Below are 18,759 nucleotides of genomic sequence, written 5' to 3'. Positions count from 1 at the left end.
TCATGGGCGTGTCACGGTCTCGTCGGAGGCCACGCCGGCAGCGACCTCCACGGCGGTTCTCCACGGCGTCTCCACGGTGACCCCGGCGGTGCCCTCGGCAGCGGCCCCGGCGGGGGCCGGGTGGGGGCCGGGCGGGGGCCGCGTCGAGAAACGGTGACACGCGGCGGACGGCGCGCGCATGTTCGGTGCCGATCGTGGTTCGTCATGAACGAACCGCGTACGATCCCCTCCCGGCCCCGTGACCGGCTGTTCGCCGTGGTCACGCTGGTGCTCGCCGTGCTCCTGCTGCCCGTGGCGTCCGTTCTCCGTCCCGGCCGTGCCCGCGAGCTGGCCTGCCGCTGGGCGTTGCGGATGCGCTTCCCCGCCGAGGATCTCACCGGGCTCACCGACGGCGCCCTGGCGGCGTTCACCGCGGCGCGGACCCGGGCCCTGTGGCGTCACGGCCGGCTCATCGGCCTCACGTCGGGATATCGCGATCCCCTCGTCCAGCAGCGGATGTTCGACGAGGAGGTGCGCCGCTGCGGTTCCCCGGCGTTGGCGCGCATGCTCGTGCTGCCAGCGGCGGAATCGGGACATGTCAGGGGCGTCGCGCTGGACGTGCGCCCCCACGAGGGCGCGCGCTGGCTGGAGGAGCACGGCTCCCGCTACGACCTCTACCGCCTGTACGACAACGAGTGGTGGCACTTCGAGCACCGCCCGGAGTGCGGCGGCAGGCCGCCACGACGGCGGCCCCATCCCGGTGTGGATCACGTCATGCGGTACACGGACCGGCCGTAGCCCGGTGCGGCCCGCCCGGGTCCCGTCCGCGGTCGCTCCGGGCCGGGGGCACGGGTCACTCCGGGCAGTCGCGGGGGCCGACGCTCCGGCCGGCGCCGACGAGGGTGACGTGGGCGGGGCTCTCCGGCGCCGTGGCGGCGGCCGTGCACACGATCTGCTCGACGGCCAGCGCGGACAGGTCGCCGGCCGCGACCGACAGGGTGACCACCAGGTGGCCCGCGGGCCTGACGGTCACCGAGAACGGGCCGGCTTCGGGAGGGACGTCGCTGGTGAGCCCGTGGGCCCGTTCCCTCGCGCTGGGTCCGGCCGCCAGCAGCGCGAGGGTGTCCGCCTTGAACAGGGGGCGGCCGCCGGGGCCGGGCCGCGTCACCGCGTCGAGGCGGCCGTTCCTGACCAGGTAGAGGGTGATCGTCGTGGCCGGCGCGACGCCTCCGCTCGGCGGTTCGCCGGCGTCGACGACGTCGCTGGGCCGCACGCCGCAGCCGGTCGCGGCGGCGAGCGACACGAGCCCCGCGGCGAGCGCGAGGCGGGCGGGCCCGGTTCTCATTCGGGGCCTCCGTCCGGGTCGGGCGCCCGGCGGGGCAGGCGCAGCGTGAAGACGGCGCCACCGTCCGGGGCGTTGGCGACGGTGAGGTCGCCTCGGTGCAGGCGCGCGTTCTCCCGGGCGATGGCCAGGCCCAGGCCGCTGCCCTCGGATCTGGCCCTGGCCGCGCTGGCCTTGTAGAACCGGTCGAACACGTGCGGCAGCACCGCCTCGTCCAGTCCCGGTCCGTGGTCGCGGACCTCGAGGGTGATCCGGTGCGGGTCGGCGTGGAGCCGTACCGACACCGGTGGCTCGCCGTGCCGCAGGGCGTTGCCGACCAGGTTGGCGAGGACGACGTCCACCCGGCGCGGGTCCAGCCGCGCGATGATCCCGGCGGGGATCTCGGCGCGCACCGTTTCCTGCCAGCCCCGGGCGCGCAGGGTCGAGCGCACCAGTTCGGCCATGTCGACCTCGTTCGGGACGAGGGCGGCGACACCGGAGTCGAACCTGCTGATCTCGATGAGGTCGTTCACCAGGGCGGTGAGGTTGAGCGTCTCCTGGCTGACGAGCCTGGCGGCCCTTCCGGCCGGTTGTGGCAGCTCGGCCGCCTCCTCCTCCAGGACGTCGGCGACCGCGGTGAGCGCGGCCAGGGGGGTGCGCAGTTCGTGGGAGACGTCGGCCACGAACCGGCGGGCGTCGGCCTCCATCTCGCGCAGCTGCTCGACGAGCCGTTCCAGCTGGGCGGCGGTGTCGTTGAAGGTGCGTGCCACGTCGGCCAGCTCGTCGGAACCGCGCACCGTGATCCTGGTGCGCAGTTCGCCCTGGCCCAGCAGGCGTGCGGCCCGGCCGAGTTCGCGTACCGGGCGCAGCACGCCGCGGGTGGCCAGCAGTGCCAGGACGACCGCGAACGCCAGGGCCGCCCCGCCGTTGAGCCAGGCGCGTGCGGCGAGCGCGTCGACGCTGTGCTGTTCGGGGAGCAGGCTGCGGGCGGTGTACACCTCGATGCCGGACGCCCGCGTCGTGCGGTCCTGTTCGGTGATCATCAACGGCGTGCCGATGACGAGGACGGGCTCGCCCCGCCGCACCACCCGCTGCCACGCGGTGCGGCCACCGGCCACCGCCTGCCGCAACTCCGGTGAGATGATCGTGAGATCCGACATCCAGGTCCTCCCGCCCGGCCCGCCCGGCCCGCCCGGCCCGCGGGGTCCCGGTCGCGGGGGCGGGAGCGGGGGGATCGGAGAGTGCGTCCCGCGGTGGAAGGCGACCGCGAGACTGTGCCGGTCGGCCGAGGCCGCGGCGATCTCGCCGAGCTCGTCCGGGCCGGGCGCCGTGCCGTGCAACGGGTAGAGCGCCTTCAGGCGGTCGGTCATCGCCAGGACCGCGGCGTCCTGGGTCCGCTTCAGGATGGCGTTGCGGGCCTCGACGTAGATGCCGCCGGTCACCGCCGCGGCGGTGACCACGCACAGCAGCGCGAAGGCGGACAGCAGCCGGGCGCGCAGCCCCAGGCTCGGCCGTGGTGTCACCGGCGGCTCACACCGGTCCGAAGCGGTACCCGAACCCACGCACCGTCTGTACGTAGAGGGGCGCCGCCGAGTCGTCCTCGATCTTCGCGCGCAGTCGTTGCACGCACGCGTCCACCAGGCGTGAGTCGCCGAAGTACCCGTGCTCCCACACCGACTCCAGGAGCTGCTGGCGGCTGTGCACCCGGCCCGGCGTGCCGGAGAGTTCGAGCAGCAGGCGCAGCTCGGTCGGGGCGAGGTCCACCGGCACGCCGCGTTTGGCGACCACGATCCCGGCGCGGTCGATGGTGAGGTCCCCGTGCCGCTCCTGTTCCGCGTGGTCGCGGCCGATCCGCCGGAGCACGGCGCCGATGCGTGCCTCGAGCACCCTGGGCTGCACCGGTTTGACCACGTAGTCGTCGGCGCCCGCCTCCAGCCCGGCGACCACGTCCATGTCGTCGCCGCGGGCGGTCACCATGATGATCGGTACCTGGCCGGCGGCCCGGATGCGGCGGCAGACCTCGAATCCGTCCATGCCGGGCAGCATCAGGTCGAGGACGACGACGTCGGGCGGGTCCGCGCGCAGCCGTTCCAGCCCCTGCTCGCCGGACTCCACCGCGCGCACCCGGTACCCGTGCCGGGTCAGGGCGAGTTCGAGGCCCTCGCGGACGGCAGGGTCGTCCTCGATCAGCAACACCCGTGCCACGCCGCCGAGTTTCACCTGGTACGTCCCCCGTAGCTCGCCCGCCGGTCGTCACCGTCCACTGTGGGCCGGCCGTGTCCCCGTCCCGTCCGCGCCATGTCATGGTCGTGTCACGACCCTGCCGGCGCTCACGCCGACGGCGACCCTAACAGAGGAGGCCGGGCCGTCTGTCGCCCGCCGACCCTCGTACGGGCGCGCGTCCGCGCGTCCGCTGGGCCGCCCGCTCGGTCGTCCTCCTGCCTGCCCGCCCGCCCGTTCGGTCACTCGTTCGGCCGTGCGTTCGATCCTCCGCCCGGGTCCGGCCGCCGCCGGGGGCGGGGGCCCGTGGAGCCCACCGTGCGCGCCGGCCGTGCGCGCCGGCCCCCGCGACAGGTCGTGGCGCGTGCGGTCCGACCAGCGAGGCGCGCGGGAAACGGCGCGCCGAGCGGTCAGGATGGCGGTATGGGGGAACACGGCAGGCGATGGCTCTTCGCCGATCAACTCGGGGAGCACTTCCTCGACTCCGACGACCAGCCGGTGCTGCTGGTCGAGGCCAGGTCGGTGCTGCGGCGGCGGCGCTACCACCGGCAGAAGGCGCACCTGACGCTCTCGGCGCTGCGGCACCGGGCGGCCGAGCTGGGCGAGCGCGCGCTGTTCCTGCGGACCGACACCTTCGGCGAGGCGCTGGACCGCGCCGGCGGTCCGGTCAGCGTCTGCGGGCCCACCGGTCACGCGGCCGACGCGTTCGTCCGGAGTCGTGCCGAGGTGACCGTCCTGCCCTCGCGCGGGTTCACCAGCACCGCGGAGGAGTTCACCGCCTGGGCCGAGGGCAGGGGCGGTCACCGGCTGCTCATGGAGGACTTCTACCGCGACGCCCGGCGCCGCCTGGACGTGCTCATGGACGGCGACGAGCCCGCCGGCGGCCGGTGGAACCTCGACGCGGACAACCGCGAGCCGCCGCCCGCCGGAGGGCTGGACGTGCCGGGACCGTGGACGGCCCAGGAGGACGAGATCGACGAGCGGGTACGTCACGACCTGGACCGGTGGGAGCGCGACGGCGAGGTGTCCTTCGTCGGCCGTGACGGGCCCCGCACGTTCCCCGCCACCGTCGCGGAGGCCCGTAGCGCGCTGCGGCGCTTCGTCGGGCACCGGCTGCCCGCCTTCGGCCCGCATCAGGACGCGATGCTGGCCGATGACCCGTTCATGGCGCACAGCATGCTCTCGCCCGCCATCAACCTCGGGCTGCTCGACCCCATGACGTGCGTGCGGGCCGCCGAGGCCGCCTACCGGGCGGGCCGGGCCCCGCTCGCGAGCGTCGAGGGGTACGTGCGGCAGCTCATCGGCTGGCGCGACTACGTCTGGCACCTGTACTGGTACTTCGGTGAGGACTACCGCGACCTCAACCGGCTGTCGGCCCGCGTGGCGCCGCCCGCCTGGTTCGAGGAGCTGGACGCCGACGCCGTCGAGGCGCGCTGCCTGTCGTGGGCGCTCGCCCAGGTGCGCGACACCGGGTTCACCCATCACATCGTCCGGCTGATGGTGCTGGGGAACTTCGCGCTCCAGCGGGGGTACGACCCCGCGCGGCTGACCGACTGGTTCCACCGCTGCTTCGTCGACGGGTACGAGTGGGTGATGGTGCCCAACGTGATCGGCATGTCGCAGCACGCCGACGGCGGCATGCTGGCGACCAAGCCGTACGCGGCCGGGGGCGCGTACATCAACCGCATGAGCGACTTCTGCGGGTCCTGCCGCTACCGGCCCACCCGGCGGACCGGGGAGGACGCCTGTCCGTTCACCGCGGGTTACTGGTGGTTCTTCGCCCGCAACCAGGAGTGGCTGGCCGCCAACCCGCGCACGGCCCGCGGCGTGCACGGCATGAGGCGGCTCGACGACCTGGAGGAGGTGTGCGCCCAGGAGGCCGCACGCGGCGACGCGCCCCCCTGACCCCCGGCCCGGGAACGGCCCCGGCACGCCCGGCACCCGAGGAGCCCTCGTACCGTGCTCGGATAGACGTGTGTCAATATAGATGGCGGTCGACTTCGACCGGCATCTATGCAAAGGACGTTCGATGGAGTCGCCGGGGCCTTGGAGCTGTCCCAGCCGGCCATCAGCCACCACCTGAAGGTCCTCAAGGAGGTCGGGCTGCTGGTCTCCGAACGCCGGGCCTCGTGGGTGTACTACCGCCTGGTCCCCGAGACCCTGGCCGACCTCTCGGCTCTGATCGGCGCCCCCGTCACCGCCTGAGCGTGACCACGAAGGAAGCGTGATGTCCTCACCCGCCCCCGCCCCCGCCCCCGCCCCCGCCCCCGCCCCCGCCGCCGCCGACCCCGTCGCCACGGCGGAGGGCGGCGTGGTCGGCGCCCTGTCCACCCTCGACCGTTTCCTGCCGGTGTGGATCGGCCTGGCGATGGCCGCCGGACTGCTGCTCGGGCGCCTGGTGCCCGGCCTGAACTCCGCGCTGGAGGCGGTCAGGGTCGGTGAGATCTCGCTGCCGATCGCGTTGGGCCTGCTGCTGATGATGTACCCGGTGCTGGCCAGGGTCCGCTACGACCGGCTGGGCGCCGTCACCGGCGACCGCCGCCTGCTGGTGTCGTCGCTGGTGCTGAACTGGGTGCTCGGCCCGGCACTGATGTTCGCGCTGGCCTGGCTGCTGCTGCCCGACCTGCCCGAGTACCGCACGGGCCTGATCATCGTCGGGCTCGCGCGATGCATCGCCATGGTGCTCATCTGGAACGACCTGGCCCGCGGCGACCGCGAGGCCGCCGCCGTCCTGGTCGCTGTCAACTCGATCTTCCAGGTGGTCGCCTTCGCCGCGCTCGGCTGGTTCTATCTTCGGGTCCTGCCCGGCTGGCTGGGCCTGGGCGAGGGCGCCGCGCTGCGGGTCTCGGCCTGGGACATCGCCCGATACGTCCTGATCTTCCTCGGCATCCCGCTGGTGGCGGGCTACCTGTCGCGCAGGCTGGGCGAACGAACCCGGGGCCGTGAGTGGTACGAGCGGCGCTTCCTGCCGAGGATCGGGCCGATGGCGTTGTACGGGCTGCTGTTCACCATCGTCGTCCTGTTCGCCCTGCAGGGCGAGACGATCACCTCCCGGCCCGGGGACGTGGCCCGCATCGCGCTGCCGCTGCTGGCCTACTTCGCCCTCATGTGGGGCGGCTCGTTCCTGGCCGGCCGGGCGATCGGCCTGACGTACGAGCGCACCACCACGCTCGCCTTCACCGCGGCGGGCAACAACTTCGAGCTGGCCATCGCGGTCGCGGTCGGCGTCTTCGGCGTCACCTCCGGCCAGGCCCTGGCCGGGGTGGTCGGCCCGCTCATCGAGGTACCCGTCCTGGTCGCCCTGGTCTACGTCAGCCTGGCCGGCCGTCGCCTGTTCCCCGCCGCCCCCGCACCGCAAGGATCAGATCATGCCTGACAGGCCCAGCGTGTTGTTCGTGTGCGTGCACAACGCCGGACGCTCCCAGATGGCCGCCGGCTGGCTCACCCACCTGGCGGGGGAGCGGATCGAGGTCCGCTCGGCCGGATCCGAGCCCGCCGAGGCGATCAACCCGGTCGCGGTGACCGCGATGGCCGAGGCCGGCATCGACATCACCGCCGGGCACCCCAAGATCCTCACCGTCGAAGCCGTCCGGGACTCCGATGTGGTGATCACCATGGGCTGCGGCGACACCTGCCCGTTCTTCCCCGGCAAACGCTACGAGGACTGGAGGCTCGACGACCCCTCCGGCCGGGACCTCGACGCCGTCCGGCGCATCCGCGACGAGATCCGCGTCCGCGTCGAGACCCTGATCGCCGACCTCGACGTCCGATGAGCGGCCGGTCGTCCCGGCCGGGTTCACACGTTCGCGGGCTCGGCCGGCGGAGTGAACAGCGCGCTCAGCCGGGCCAGCGCCGAAGGGACGATCCGGTAGTAGACCCACGTGCCGCGACGCTCGCTGTCGATCAGACCGGCCACGCGCAGGGTCTTGAGGTGGTGGGAGATGGTGGGGGCGCTCAGGTCGAAGGCGCCGGTCAGGTCGCACACGCACGCCTCACCGCCGGGGTGTGAGCCGATCATCGACAGCAGGCGCAGCCGGACGGGGTCGGCGACCGCCTTGAGCGCCGCGGCGAGTTCCGCCGCGTCGGCCGGTGAGAGGGGCTCGCGGACGATCGGCGCGCAACAGGCGACGGCGGGGGCGGTCATAGGGCGACTCCCATTGATTTGATATTTGTCTAAATCATACGCGGTGGTGGGCGACCAGTGCGAGCGCGGCGACGGCGCAGGCCACCGCGACGGCCGTCATCACCCACGTGTACCCGGTCGCCTGGGCCAATGTGATCGCGCCCAGCGGGGCCACGGCCTTGCCGGCGACGGAGAAGGCGGCGACGCGGCCCGACAGCGAGGCGTAGGCGCCGGCACCGTAGCGCCGCAGAATCCCCGGCAGTCCGGCCAGGGTGGCGGCCAGGACGGGGGAGCGGCCCAGATGGACGAGATGCGTGACGAGCACCGTCGCGCACGCGATGCCGATCACCGCGAAGACCGCGTACAGCTGAGGCAGGGTCTCCACCCGTGACCAGGCCAGGACGGCGAGCGTGCCGATGATCGGCCCGGTGGTCATCAGGCCCCGGCCGCCGTGGACGTCCAGCGGGCGCCCGACCAGCGGGGCGCACGGCGCGGCGATCAGGACCGAACCGGTCAGTGCGACCGCGATCTGGGCGCCGTCGGCGTGCAGGTCGGCGGCCATGGGGGTGAGTTCGAGGATTGTCAATACAGAGACATGCCTGCGTCGCCAGGGGCCGGTCCCGGCGTGCGGCTCCCAGGGTCCCTGAGGCGCCGGTGGCTTCGCCGGGATCGTCATCACATGCCGGGAAAAGGACTGGACGGTGTGATGCCCGGGCTTGTAGCGTACGGCCGACCGTGACACCGCCAAAGGAGGTGAGACCCATGAACGCTGTATCGCTGTGGGTGCTCCCCCCTGCCGTCACGGTCGGGCGATCGACGTAGGTGTCGCCGGGAGCGCCTCGACAACAGGGCACTCCCGAAAGGCAACACCCATGAACTCCGAGCAGTTCACCACCGATCCGCCGTCGAGCGACAGGGACGGGCGCGACTCCACGGTGGGCGATGTCCCCGGCGTCCCCGGCGTCCCCGGCGTTCCGCGGTCAACGGCCTCCGGCGCCGATCGCGCGCCCCTCGTGTTCGACGTGATCATCGCCGGGTGCGGGCCGACCGGTGCGACACTGGCCGCCGAACTGCGGCTGCACGATGTGCGGGTACTCGTCCTGGAGAAGGAGACCGAGCCCGCGTCGTTCGTCCGCATCGTCGGCCTGCACATCCGCACTCTCGAGCTGATGGCGATGCGCGGACTGCTGGACCGCGTCCTCCCGCACGGAAGGAAGCGCCCGGCCGCCGGTTTCTTCGCCGCCATTCCCAAACCCGCGCCCACGGGCCTGGATTCCCCGTACGCCTATCTGCTGGGCATCCCGCAGCCGGTCGTCGAACGCCTGCTGGAAGAACACGCGATCGAACGGGGCGCGCAGGTCCGGCGCGGTCACGCGGTCACCGGTCTCGAACAGGACGACGAGGGCGTGACCGTCGAGCTGTCCGACGGGGAGAGACTGCGTTCGCGCTATCTCATCGGCTGTGACGGCGCGCGCAGCACGGTACGCAAACTGCTCGGCGTCGGTTTCCCCGGCGAGCCCTCCCGCAACGACACGCTCATGGGCGAGATGAAGGTCGGTGTGCCGCAGGAGGAGATCGCCGCCACGGTGGCCGGGATCGGCGAGACCCACAGGCCGTTCTGGCTCAGGCCCTTCGGCGAGGGGGTCTACAGCGTCGTGGTCCCCGCCGGGGGAGCCGGCGACCGCGCGGAACCGCCCACCCTCGAGGATTTCAGGCAACGCTTGCGCGCCGTTACCGGAACCGACTTCGGCGTGCACTCCCCGCGCTGGCTGTCCCGCTTCGGGGACGCCACCCGGCTGGCCGAACGGTACCGGGTCGGGCGGGTGCTGCTGGCCGGCGACGCCGCGCACATCCATCCGCCCCTCGGCGGGCAGGGCCTCAACCTGGGCGTTCAGGACGCGTTCAACCTCGGCTGGAAACTGGCCGCGCAGATCCGCGGCTGGGCGCCGGAGACACTGCTCGACACCTACCAGGCCGAACGCCGTCCGGTCGCCGAGGACGTGCTGGACAACACCCGCGCCCAGATGGAGCTGTCGGCCGGCGAACCGGGCCCGCGGGCCGTGCGCAGGCTGCTCACCGAACTGATGGACTTCGACGAGGTGAACCGCCACCTGATCGAGAAGATCACCGCGATCGGAATCCGCTACGACCTCGGTGAAGGCCCCGACCTGCTCGGCCGCCGCCTGCGCGACATCGACGTGAGACAGGGCCGCCTCTACGAGCTGCTCCATCACGGCCGCGGCCTGCTGCTGGACCGCACCGGACGCCTGACCGCCGGCGACTGGTCGGACCGGGTCGATCACCTCGCCGATCCCACCGCGGCACTGGACGCCCCGTGCGTGCTGGTACGCCCCGACGGGCACGTCGCCTGGATCGGCGACGATCAGCAGGACCTGGAGGCCCACCTGTCCCGCTGGTTCGGAGAGCCCGCCGGCCGATCCCGCCCGAGCGGCCGAAAGGGCCCGTGAGGGTGATCGGAACGGCCGGCGGCGTGACCGGCGGAAGGCCGGGGGCGGCGTCGGTCGTGGTGCGCCGGCGCCGACGCCGGCCGCGAGGAGGCCCGGCCTCCGCGTGACGACCGCGAGACGGCGCAGGAACACCGCTCGCGCGGGTCGTCTCGACGCTTCCCGGACCCGGTCCGGGCGCGGGCCCGGTCACCGGAGGTCACGCCGGGGTCCATGGTGATCGGTCGTCGCGTTGCGGCACCCTGGAGATCTTGTGATCATTGAGACCATGGGGCCGCGATCGGTGATCGAGCAGGGAGAGGTCACGCTGCGGTGCTGGCGGCCGGAGGAGGATCTCGCGGTCCTGTGGCGGTTGATCGAGGAGTCGCTGGACCACCTGCGCCCGTGGATGCCGTGGGTGGCCGGGCACAGCAGGCCGGCCACCGCCGATTTTCTGGCGCGTTGCGGGCCGCAGTGGGAGTGCGGTGAGGCCTACGACTACGCGATCGTCCATGGAGGCGCGGTCGTCGGTAGTTGCTCGATGTTCACCGGCGCCGATCCCGGCGGCCGGGAGGTCGGGTACTGGTTGCATCCGGCCGCGACGGGTCGCGGTCTGGCGACGCTGGCCGTGACCGTCCTGGCCGGGCAGGCGTTCACCCTGCCGGAGGTGGCGTACGTCGAGATCGTCCATGACGTCGCCAACTCCGCCAGCGGTGCGGTGGCCCGGCGTGCCGGCTTCGGCCGGGCCGGACGTCGAGACGCCCGGCCGCCACTGGCCCCGGGCGAAAGCGGTGTCGACCTGGTCTGGCGGCTGCCCCGCCCGTAGCGGCGCGATCACCTCGCGCGGGTGCCCGCGCCGCCTGCCCGTCTTCGCCGTGTTCGGACGGATCGCTCATCGCCTCGTCGTGACGGACTCCGCGGCGGTGCCGCACCGGGTCTGCCGGGGGAGGCGGCCTCGCCGGGCCTTGCGGGTCTCATGTCCGGCCGGCCCGGCGGTCGCGCGACGGGCCTCGGGTGCCGGCGCGCGGTGAGCTCGGCCCGCGGGGCGGTGAGCCCGGCCATGCGACTTCGGCGACGCGGAGCGATGAGCGGTCCGTTCTCCCTCGGCTCGGCGTGGCCTCGCCCTCCCGTGCCGCCGGCACCCACCTTCCTCCTCGGACCGAAATCCGATCTGAAAAACAGACAAAGATGCTAATAAGTCTCATCTGTGTAGTAAGTAGCATCTCGCTAAGTGTCTTTTCAGGCTCAATGTCCGGATCGGAGGGTGCCGGCCGACCCTCCTGACCGGGTCTCCTTACACCGGACTGCCCTGGTGAAAAAATATGTTCCTGAAACATATATCCGTAATATCCATGCAAAGTACGATTCATTGCACAGGCGGGCCGGACCTCCGGCTCGGCAACCGTCATCCCCAGGGAGCCGACTCACCACAGGAGGTCAGATGCGCACGGGAGTGTGGCTGGTAGGAGCCCGAGGGTCCGTCGCCGTCACGAGCGTGATCGGAGCGCTGGCGGTGCGCGCCGGCCTCGCCCGGCCGACGGGCTGCGTCACGGAACTCCCCGGGTTCCGCGACGCCGGGCTGCCGGGTCTGGGAGACCTGGTCTTCGGCGGGCACGACATCGTCGCCACCCCGCTGGAGAAGAAGGCGGCCGCACTGGCCGGCGCCGGGATCGTGCCGGCGAGGCTGGTGCAGGCCCTGCGCGAGGAGCTCGCGCGGGTCGAGGAGGACCTCCGGCAGGTGCCGCTCGCCGGGAACGCCGGGAATCAGGCCGCGACCGCGGAGCTGATCGGCGCCGACATCACCGGGTTCCGGTCGCGGCACGACCTGGAGCGGGTCGTCGTCGTCAACGTCTCGACCACCGAACCGGCCCCCGTGCCCCATCCGGCGTACGCCGACCTGGAGCTGCTGGAGGCCGAGCTGGCGAGCTCACGGGACCTGCTGCCGCCCAGCGCCCTGACGGCGTACGCCGCCTTCCGCGCGGGCTGCCCCTACGTGGACTTCACCCCCTCGACGGGCGCCAGGCTGCCCGCCCTGGACCGGCTCGCCGCCCTGAGGGGACTGCCGTACGCGGGCCACGACGGCAAGACCGGCGAGACGCTCGTCAAGTCGGTGCTCGCCCCGATGTTCGCCCAGCGCAACCTGCGCGTCCGCACCTGGTCGGGGATGAACCTCCTGGGCGGGGGAGACGGCGCCAGCCTCGCCCACCCCGCCGCCAACGCCGCCAAGGCCGCCAGCAAGCAGCGGGTGCTGGGCGAGACGCTCGGCTACACCCCGCAGGGCGAGACCCGCATCGAGTACGTGGAGGACATCGGCGACTTCAAGACCGCCTGGGACCTGGTCACCTTCGAGGGATTCCTGGGGACGCCCATGCGCATGGAGTTCACCTGGCACGGCTGCGACTCCGCCCTCGCCGCGCCCCTGATCCTGGACCTGGCCAGGCTCACGGCGGCGGCGCACCGCCACGGCCGCACCGGGCCCCTGGGCGAGCTGGCCTTCTTCTTCAAGGACCCGCTCGGACAGGTGCCGCACGCGCTGGCCGACCAGTGGCACCTGCTGCGCGCGTTCGCCGCCACCCTGGGCGGACAGGAGCGGGCCTGATGCCGTCACCGCGCGACCTCGTGGAACTCGTGCGCGCCCCCGCGGCCCTGTCCGTCCCCGGTGACGTCGCCGCCGGGGCCGCCGCCGGGCAGGCGCTCGGCGGCCGCACCCTCGGCCTGGCCTGCTCCTCGGTCTGCCTGTACTGGGCGGGGATGGCCGCCAACGACTGGGCCGACCGCCACCTGGACGCGGTGGAACGCCCGGAGCGGCCGATCCCCTCCGGTCGCGTGTCGCCCGGCGCCGCGCTCGGGATCGCCGTGGGACTCACCCTCGCCGGCCTGGCGGGGGCCGGGCTCTCCGGCGGCCGCCGGGCCCTGGCGGTCGCCGTCCCGCTCGCCGCCGCCGTCTGGTCCTACGACCTGGTGGCCAAGAACACGGCGGCGGGGCCGCCGGCGATGGCGCTCTGCCGCGGTCTCGACGTGCTGCTGGGCGCCACCCCGGGGCGGAGCGTCGCGAAGGCGCTGCCCCCGGCGCTCACCGTCGCCGCCCACACCTACCTGCTCACCGCGCTGTCGCGCGCCGAGGTCTCCGGCTCCGGCCGCGGCCTTCCCGCGGCGACCCTCGCGGGCACCGCCGCGCTCGCCGCCGCCACCGCCCTGGGACGTGGCGACGCCCCGCGCGAGCCGCGGACCGCGCGCGCGGCGCGGGTGGTGCGGATCGTGCGGGCCGGGCTCACCGGCTGGTACGCCGCCGGGTTCGGCCTGCCGCAGGCCCGGGCGGTCGCCGAGCCGTCGGCCTCCCGGCTCAGGGGCGCCGTCGGCGCCGGCATCGTCGCGCTGCCCGCCCTGCAGGGCGCGCTCGTCGCCCGCGGCGGCGCCACCCGCGAGGGCGTCGCGATCGCGGCGGCCGTCCCGCTGGGCCGCGCCCTCGCCAGGAAGGTGTCACCCACGTGAGCCCCGGCGGCACGAGCGCGACCCCCGGTGCGATCCCGGGCGGAGGGCCGGGCGGGGGGCTGAGGTTCGGCTACGGCACCAACGGGTTCGCCAACCACCGGCTGGCCGACGCGCTCCGGGTCATCGCCGACCTCGGCTACCAGGGGGTCGCCCTCACGCTCGACCACGACCACCTGGACCCGTACGAGGAGGGCCTGGCCCGCAGGGTCGCGGCCGTCTCCGACCTGCTGCGCGACCTCGCCCTGGGCGTGGTCGTCGAGACCGGCGCCCGCTACCTGCTGGACCCCCGGCGCAAGCACGCACCCACCCTGCTGCACGACGAACGGGAGGCGCGCCTGGACTTCCTGGACCGGGCGGTGGCCGTGGGCGCCGACCTGGGAGCCGAGGCGGTGTCGTTCTGGGCGGGCGTGCGCCCGGAGACGGTCGGCGAGGCCACGGCCTGGGCCAGGCTCGTCGACGGCTGCGCCCGCGTCACCGACAAGGCCGCCGCCGCCGGCGTGCCGCTGGGCTTCGAACCCGAACCCGGCATGCTCGTCGAGACGATCGCCGGCTGGCGCAAGCTCCACGCCGAGCTCGGCGAACCGGCCGGGTTCGGCATCACGCTGGACATCGGCCACTGCCGCTGCCTGGAGCCCGACCCGGTCCCCGACTGCGTCAGGGCCGTCGCCCCCCACCTGGTCAACGTGCAGATCGACGACATGCGCCGCGGCGTGCACGAGCACCTGGAGTTCGGCCAGGGGGAGATCGACTTCCCTCCCGTGCTGCGCGCCCTGGCCGAATGCGGCTACCGGGGCCTGGTCGCGGTCGAGCTGCCCCGCCACTCGCACGCCGCGCCGCAGGTGGCCGCCCGGTCCCTGGACTTCCTGCGCGCCGCCGAAGGGACGAACGCATGACCCCGCCACCCGCTCCCCGCACCGACGACCTGCTGGCGGCACTCGGCCAGGAATGGCCGGCCGAGGCCCGGCGCGACGTCGCCGCCGACCCCGCGACCCTCGCGCGGCACTTCGCCTCCGCCGGGCGGCGCGCCGGACGGGCGCCGCTGCCGGACCTGCCCGGCTGGAGCGCCGACGAGGCCGCCAGGGCCGTCCTGCTCGCCGCGCTCCCGCCGGACGCGGTGGCCGCCCAGGTCGCCGACCTGTACCGGTACGGCGACGCCGACGAGAAGCGCGCCGTGCTCAAGGCGCTGCCGCTGCTGCCCCTCGGCGCCGAGGCGGTGCCGCTCCTGCACGACGCGATCCGCACCAACGACCCACGCCTGGTGGCCGCCGCGCTCGGCCCCTGCGCCCGCCACCTCGACCGGGCCGCCTGGCGGCAGGCGGTGCTCAAGTGCGTCTTCATGGGCGTGCCGCTGGCCGCCGTGGACCGGCTGGAGGAGCGGGCCGACGCCGAGCTGGCCGGGATGCTGGCCGCGTTCGCCGAGGAGCGCGCCGCGGCCGGCCGTCCCACCCCCGCCGACGCGACCGCACTGCTCGACCGCCTGACCGGCGGGACGCCCGATCGTCCGACCAGCGAGAAGGAGGCCTGATGCGGATCTTCGACCCGCACATCCACATGACGTCGCGCACCACCGACGACTACGCCAGGATGGCCGCCGCCGGGGTGCTCGCCGTCGTGGAGCCCGCCTTCTGGCTGGGCCAGCCCCGGACCAACCCCGGCTCGTTCACCGACTACTTCGACTCGCTGGTCGGCTGGGAGCCCTACCGCGCCGGGCAGTTCGGCATCCTGCACCACGCCACCATCGCGCTGAACCCCAAGGAGGCCGGGGACCCGCGCTGCCGGCCCGTGCTCGACCTGCTGCCCCGCTACCTGGACAAGGACCGCGTCGTCGCGGTCGGCGAGATCGGCTACGACTCGATGACCCCCGAGGAGGACGACGCCTTCGAACGCCAGCTCGCGATGGCCGTCGAGCACGGGCTGCCCGCGCTCGTGCACACCCCGCACCGCGACAAGGCCAAGGGCACCCGGCGCACCCTCGACGTCGTCGCCGCCTCCGGCATCGCGCCCGGACGGGTCGCCGTCGACCACCTCAACGAGGTCACCGCCGGGATCGTGCACGACTCGGGCTGCTGGATGGGCTTCTCCATCTACCCCGAGACCAAGATGTCGCCGCCGCGCATGGTGGAGATCCTGCGCGAGCACGGCCTGGAACGGGTGCTGGTCAACTCCGCCGCCGACTGGGGCGTGTCCGACCCGCTGCTCACCCTGGAGACCGGCAGGGCGATGCTGGAGGCCGGGTTCAGCGAGGACGACGTCGACCGGGTGCTGTGGCGCAACCCCGTGGAGTTCTACGGCCAGTCGGGGCGCCTGGACCTGTCCGCGGTCGCCGGGGCGGGGGAGCCCACGTTCGAGGGCAGCTCCATCAAGCGCGGAGGATCGTGATGCGGCTGCGTCACCCCGGCGGGCAGGTGCTGCACCTGAGCTACTGCACCAACGTGCACCCGGCCGAGGACCTCGGCGGCATCGTCGAGCAGCTCGACACGTACGCGGTGCCGATCCGCGCCCGCCTGGGCGCCGAGACGCTGGGGCTGGGCCTCTGGCTGGCCGCGCCCGTCGCCGCCGCGCTCGCCGCCGACCCCGCGCTGCTGGCAGGGTTCCGCCGCGAGCTGGACGCGCGCGAGCTGGAGGTCGTCACGCTCAACGGCTTCCCCTACCGCTCGTTCCAGGACCCGGTGGTCAAGCACGCGGTCTACCACCCCGACTGGACGACCCCCGAACGGCTCGCCTACACCCTGGACCTGGCGCGCGTACTGGCCGCCCTCCTGCCCGACGACGCCGCCAGGGGATCGATCTCCACGCTCCCGCTCGCCTGGCGCACCCCCTGGGACGAGGACATGGCCGACCGGGCCGCGCGCGGGCTCGACGAGCTCGCCACCGGGCTCGCCGCCGTCGAGTCCGCCACCGGCCGCCTCGTGCGGGTGGCGTTCGAGCCCGAGCCCGGCTGCGTGGTGGAGACCACCGACCAGGCCGTGCGCGCCCTGTCCGGCGCCGACACCGGCAGGCTCGGCGTCTGCCTGGACCTCGCCCACCTGGCGTGCGCCTGGGAGAAGCCCGCCGACGCGCTGCGCCGTTACGCCGAGGCGGGCCTGCCCGTCGTCAAGGTGCAGGTCTCCGCCGCCCTGGAGAGCGACGACCCGGAGCCCCTGCGCGAGTACGCCGAGCCGCGCTTCCTGCACCAGACCCGCAACGCGGCCGGCGACGCCGCCGACGACCTCGACGAGGCGTTCGAGCGCGACCTGCCCGGACCGTGGCGGGTCCACTACCATGTGCCGCTGCACGCCGCACCGCGGGCGCCGCTCACCACCACCGTCCCGGTGCTGCGCGAGGCCCTCGCGGAGCTGGCCGGCGGCCCCGAGCCGCTCTGTGACCACTTCGACGTGGAGACCTACACCTGGGGCGTGCTGCCGGTCGCGCTGCGCCCGCGGACGCCCGGCGAGCTCGCCGCGGGCATCGCCGACGAGCTGGACTTCGCCCGTGCCGAGATGTGCGACCTGGGAGTGAGAGCATGACATCGTTGCTGGTCCTGGACGTGGTGGGCCTGACCCCGAGGCTGCTGGCGCACATGCCCAGGCTGCGCGCCGTCGCCGACGGCGGCTTCCAGGCCGAGCTCGGCACCGTGCTGCCCGCCGTCACCTGCTCGGCCCAGTCGACCTTCCTCACCGGCGTCACGCCCGCCGAGCACGGCGTCGTCGGCAACGGCTGGTACTTCCGCGAGCTCGGCGAGGTCTTCCTGTGGCGCCAGCACAACGCGCTGGTCGGCGGGGACAAGCTCTGGGACGCCGCCCGGCGCGAGCGGCCCGGTTTCACCGTGGCCAACGTCTGCTGGTGGTACGCCATGGGCGCCGACGTCGACTGGACGGTCACCCCCCGTCCCATCTACCGCGCCGACGGGCGCAAGGACCCCGACTGCTACACCTACCCGCCGGGGCTGCACGAGGAGCTCACCGGCTCCCTGGGCACCTTCCCCCTGTTCACCTACTGGGGTCCCGGGGCGGGAATCGCCTCCTCCACCTGGATCTGCCGCGCCACCGAGCAGATCATGAAGGTCCACGACCCCGACCTGACCCTGGCGTACGTGCCGCACCTGGACTACGACCTGCAGAGGTTCGGCCCGTCCGACCCGCGCTCGGCCGCCGCGGCCTCCGAGCTCGACACCGTGCTGGCCCCCCTGCTGGACGCCGCCGCCGCGCGCGGGACCACCGTGGTGGCCCTGTCGGAGTACGGCATCACCGACGTCTCCCGCCCGGTCGACGTCAACCGGCTGCTGCGCACCGAGAGACTGCTGGAGGTCTACACCCAGGACGGCATGGAGTATCTCGATCCCTGGACCTCCCGCGCGTTCGCCGTCGCCGACCACCAGGTCGCCCACGTCTACGTCGCCGACCCCGCCGACGTCCCGGCCGTCGCCAAGCTCTGCGCGGGCCTGCCCGGTGTCGCCGAGGTGCTCGACGAGGAGGGCAAGGCCAGGAACGGCCTCGCGCACCCCCGCGCCGGGGAACTGGTCCTCGTCTCCGAGCCCGACTCCTGGTTCACCTACTACTACTGGCTCGACGACGCCCGGCGTCCCGACTTCGCCAACCTGGTCGAGATTCACCGCAAGCCCGGCTACGACCCCGCCGAGCTGTTCTTCGACCCGGCGGCCCCCGGCGCCGCCAAGCGCCGCGCCGCCGTGGCGCTGCTGCGCAAGAAGACCGGCATGCGCTACACGATGAACGTCGTCGGCCTCGACGCGGGCGCCCGCGCCGTCCGGGGCTCGCACGGCCGGCTGCCCGGCGACCCCCTCGACGGGCCGGTGCTGCTCTGCTCCGATCCGTCCGTGGCCGGTGACCGGATCGCCGCCACCGAGGTGAAGGATCTGCTGCTGCGGCTGGCCCTGCGCTGAACGACCCCGCCCACCCGCGCCCGGGTTCCGTTTTCTTGCGCGGACTCGGTGGTGCGTCCCTCCACCCCTCGGGGTGATCTGTGCGCATCGCCCCCGATCGCGGAGCAGCCCTGCCTGCGTGAAACAGATGCCGACGCTTCCATGGCGTGGACTCCGTAACCGGTCGTTGTGGACCAGGACCGCCAGACGTATGACCTCCGTGATCGTTTCTTGCCGGGCGTGTTCGGCGGCGGTTTTCCGTTCCTGCCTCTGCCTGACCTCCCGCATTACCTCTCCACCCGTGACCACGAACGCGATCAGG

The 18,759-nt window shown here is 73.6% G+C and carries 19 protein-coding genes; 14 read left to right on the top strand and 5 right to left on the bottom strand.

Annotation, left to right across the window (positions count from 1 at the left end; translation table 11 throughout):
• Positions 1–204: 204 nt before the first annotated feature.
• Positions 205–777: a D,D-peptidase/D,D-carboxypeptidase VanY-N gene (vanY-N, locus tag AB0G16_RS26305; RefSeq protein ID WP_362810199.1), complete on the top strand. Its 573-nt coding sequence runs from the start codon at positions 205–207 to the stop codon at positions 775–777.
• A 55-nt stretch (positions 778–832) separates the two neighbouring features.
• Here vanY-N and AB0G16_RS26300 read toward each other — a convergent pair whose 3' ends face one another.
• The 3 genes from AB0G16_RS26300 to AB0G16_RS26290 are packed head-to-tail and all read right to left on the bottom strand — an operon-like array spanning position 833 to position 3,505.
• Positions 833–1,324 carry a hypothetical protein gene (locus tag AB0G16_RS26300; protein WP_362810196.1) on the bottom strand — a complete coding sequence of 164 codons (492 nt, stop codon included), beginning with the start codon at positions 1,322–1,324 and terminating at the stop codon, positions 833–835.
• Positions 1,321–2,823, bottom strand: a complete 1,503-nt coding sequence (locus tag AB0G16_RS26295) for a HAMP domain-containing sensor histidine kinase (RefSeq protein ID WP_362810193.1) — start codon at positions 2,821–2,823, stop codon at positions 1,321–1,323. The genes AB0G16_RS26300 and AB0G16_RS26295 overlap by 4 nt, the downstream gene beginning before the upstream one ends.
• 7 nt (positions 2,824–2,830) lie before the next feature.
• Positions 2,831–3,505 (bottom strand): response regulator transcription factor, encoded by a 675-nt coding sequence (locus AB0G16_RS26290; protein WP_362810190.1) that lies wholly within the window; start codon positions 3,503–3,505, stop codon positions 2,831–2,833.
• A gap of 438 nt (positions 3,506–3,943) precedes the next feature.
• On the opposite strand from AB0G16_RS26290, the gene AB0G16_RS26285 reads away from it, so the two are divergent.
• The 4 genes from AB0G16_RS26285 to AB0G16_RS26270 all read left to right on the top strand — a co-directional run bounded on the left by AB0G16_RS26285 (position 3,944) and on the right by AB0G16_RS26270 (position 7,293).
• Entirely contained in the window at positions 3,944–5,425 is a 1,482-nt protein-coding gene (locus AB0G16_RS26285; protein WP_362810187.1) for a cryptochrome/photolyase family protein, read from the top strand.
• Positions 5,426–5,533: 108 nt separating this feature from the next.
• On the top strand, positions 5,534–5,725 hold the full coding sequence (locus tag AB0G16_RS26280) for a metalloregulator ArsR/SmtB family transcription factor (RefSeq protein ID WP_362810184.1): 192 nt from the start codon (positions 5,534–5,536) through the stop codon (positions 5,723–5,725).
• A 22-nt stretch (positions 5,726–5,747) separates the two neighbouring features.
• Complete coding sequence (gene arsB, locus AB0G16_RS26275) at positions 5,748–6,896, top strand: ACR3 family arsenite efflux transporter (protein WP_362810181.1); 1,149 nt, start codon at positions 5,748–5,750, stop codon at positions 6,894–6,896.
• Positions 6,889–7,293 carry an arsenate reductase ArsC gene (locus AB0G16_RS26270; RefSeq protein WP_362810178.1) on the top strand — a complete coding sequence of 135 codons (405 nt, stop codon included), beginning with the start codon at positions 6,889–6,891 and terminating at the stop codon, positions 7,291–7,293. The genes arsB and AB0G16_RS26270 overlap by 8 nt, the downstream gene beginning before the upstream one ends.
• 23 nt (positions 7,294–7,316) lie before the next feature.
• Here AB0G16_RS26270 and AB0G16_RS26265 read toward each other — a convergent pair whose 3' ends face one another.
• Both AB0G16_RS26265 and AB0G16_RS26260 read right to left on the bottom strand, forming a co-directional pair.
• Positions 7,317–7,664 carry a metalloregulator ArsR/SmtB family transcription factor gene (locus tag AB0G16_RS26265; protein WP_362810175.1) on the bottom strand — a complete coding sequence of 116 codons (348 nt, stop codon included), beginning with the start codon at positions 7,662–7,664 and terminating at the stop codon, positions 7,317–7,319.
• Positions 7,665–7,698: 34 nt separating this feature from the next.
• Complete coding sequence (locus AB0G16_RS26260) at positions 7,699–8,229, bottom strand: hypothetical protein (RefSeq protein ID WP_362810173.1); 531 nt, start codon at positions 8,227–8,229, stop codon at positions 7,699–7,701.
• Between the two features lie 427 nt (positions 8,230–8,656).
• On the opposite strand from AB0G16_RS26260, the gene rox reads away from it, so the two are divergent.
• The 9 genes from rox to AB0G16_RS26215 all read left to right on the top strand — a co-directional run bounded on the left by rox (position 8,657) and on the right by AB0G16_RS26215 (position 18,458).
• Complete coding sequence (gene rox / locus AB0G16_RS26255) at positions 8,657–10,111, top strand: rifampin monooxygenase (protein WP_362810217.1); 1,455 nt, start codon at positions 8,657–8,659, stop codon at positions 10,109–10,111.
• A 265-nt stretch (positions 10,112–10,376) separates the two neighbouring features.
• Positions 10,377–10,913, top strand: a complete 537-nt coding sequence (locus AB0G16_RS26250) for a GNAT family N-acetyltransferase (RefSeq protein ID WP_362810171.1) — start codon at positions 10,377–10,379, stop codon at positions 10,911–10,913.
• 615 nt (positions 10,914–11,528) lie between these two features.
• On the top strand, positions 11,529–12,686 hold the full coding sequence (locus AB0G16_RS26245) for an inositol-3-phosphate synthase (protein WP_362810169.1): 1,158 nt from the start codon (positions 11,529–11,531) through the stop codon (positions 12,684–12,686).
• Positions 12,686–13,579, top strand: coding sequence for an SCO3242 family prenyltransferase (locus AB0G16_RS26240; protein WP_362810167.1), 894 nt, complete (start codon positions 12,686–12,688; stop codon positions 13,577–13,579). Before AB0G16_RS26245 ends, AB0G16_RS26240 begins: the two co-directional genes overlap by 1 nt.
• Positions 13,576–14,472, top strand: a complete 897-nt coding sequence (locus AB0G16_RS26235) for a sugar phosphate isomerase/epimerase family protein (protein ID WP_362810165.1) — start codon at positions 13,576–13,578, stop codon at positions 14,470–14,472. The genes AB0G16_RS26240 and AB0G16_RS26235 overlap by 4 nt, the downstream gene beginning before the upstream one ends.
• Positions 14,469–15,104 carry an EboA domain-containing protein gene (locus tag AB0G16_RS26230; protein WP_362810163.1) on the top strand — a complete coding sequence of 212 codons (636 nt, stop codon included), beginning with the start codon at positions 14,469–14,471 and terminating at the stop codon, positions 15,102–15,104. Before AB0G16_RS26235 ends, AB0G16_RS26230 begins: the two co-directional genes overlap by 4 nt.
• A complete protein-coding gene (locus tag AB0G16_RS26225; protein ID WP_362810161.1) occupies positions 15,104–15,958 on the top strand; it encodes a TatD family hydrolase in 855 nt (284 codons plus the stop codon). Before AB0G16_RS26230 ends, AB0G16_RS26225 begins: the two co-directional genes overlap by 1 nt.
• The gene (gene eboE, locus AB0G16_RS26220; protein WP_362810159.1) at positions 15,958–17,085 is read left to right on the top strand and encodes a metabolite traffic protein EboE; all 1,128 of its coding nucleotides are present in this window, start codon (positions 15,958–15,960) and stop codon (positions 17,083–17,085) included. The genes AB0G16_RS26225 and eboE overlap by 1 nt, the downstream gene beginning before the upstream one ends.
• Positions 17,082–18,458: a nucleotide pyrophosphatase/phosphodiesterase family protein gene (locus AB0G16_RS26215; RefSeq protein ID WP_362810157.1), complete on the top strand. Its 1,377-nt coding sequence runs from the start codon at positions 17,082–17,084 to the stop codon at positions 18,456–18,458. Before eboE ends, AB0G16_RS26215 begins: the two co-directional genes overlap by 4 nt.
• Positions 18,459–18,759: the final 301 nt, after the last annotated feature.

Source organism: Streptosporangium sp. NPDC023615 (genome assembly GCF_040640155.1).
Taxonomy (GTDB): domain Bacteria; phylum Actinomycetota; class Actinomycetes; order Streptosporangiales; family Streptosporangiaceae; genus Streptosporangium.
The sequence above is the reverse complement of the archived record's forward strand: the minus strand, read 5'-3'. Positions and strand labels throughout refer to the sequence as shown.

Bases quoted from the DNA above. Each gene is read 5' to 3' on its own strand.
- AB0G16_RS26240 (WP_362810167.1), top strand. From the start codon at position 12,686: ATGCCGTCACCGCGCGACCTCGTGGAACTCGTGCGCGCCCCCGCGGCC.
- eboE (WP_362810159.1), top strand. From the start codon at position 15,958: ATGCGGCTGCGTCACCCCGGCGGGCAGGTGCTGCACCTGAGCTACTGC.
- vanY-N (WP_362810199.1), top strand. From the start codon at position 205: ATGAACGAACCGCGTACGATCCCCTCCCGGCCCCGTGACCGGCTGTTC.
- AB0G16_RS26280 (WP_362810184.1), top strand. From the start codon at position 5,534: ATGCAAAGGACGTTCGATGGAGTCGCCGGGGCCTTGGAGCTGTCCCAG.
- AB0G16_RS26230 (WP_362810163.1), top strand. From the start codon at position 14,469: ATGACCCCGCCACCCGCTCCCCGCACCGACGACCTGCTGGCGGCACTC.
- AB0G16_RS26285 (WP_362810187.1), top strand. From the start codon at position 3,944: ATGGGGGAACACGGCAGGCGATGGCTCTTCGCCGATCAACTCGGGGAG.
- AB0G16_RS26300 (WP_362810196.1), bottom strand. From the start codon at position 1,324: ATGAGAACCGGGCCCGCCCGCCTCGCGCTCGCCGCGGGGCTCGTGTCG.
- AB0G16_RS26245 (WP_362810169.1), top strand. From the start codon at position 11,529: ATGCGCACGGGAGTGTGGCTGGTAGGAGCCCGAGGGTCCGTCGCCGTC.
- AB0G16_RS26215 (WP_362810157.1), top strand. From the start codon at position 17,082: ATGACATCGTTGCTGGTCCTGGACGTGGTGGGCCTGACCCCGAGGCTG.
- AB0G16_RS26270 (WP_362810178.1), top strand. From the start codon at position 6,889: ATGCCTGACAGGCCCAGCGTGTTGTTCGTGTGCGTGCACAACGCCGGA.
- AB0G16_RS26265 (WP_362810175.1), bottom strand. From the start codon at position 7,664: ATGACCGCCCCCGCCGTCGCCTGTTGCGCGCCGATCGTCCGCGAGCCC.
- AB0G16_RS26225 (WP_362810161.1), top strand. From the start codon at position 15,104: ATGCGGATCTTCGACCCGCACATCCACATGACGTCGCGCACCACCGAC.
- AB0G16_RS26250 (WP_362810171.1), top strand. From the start codon at position 10,377: ATGGGGCCGCGATCGGTGATCGAGCAGGGAGAGGTCACGCTGCGGTGC.
- arsB (WP_362810181.1), top strand. From the start codon at position 5,748: ATGTCCTCACCCGCCCCCGCCCCCGCCCCCGCCCCCGCCCCCGCCCCC.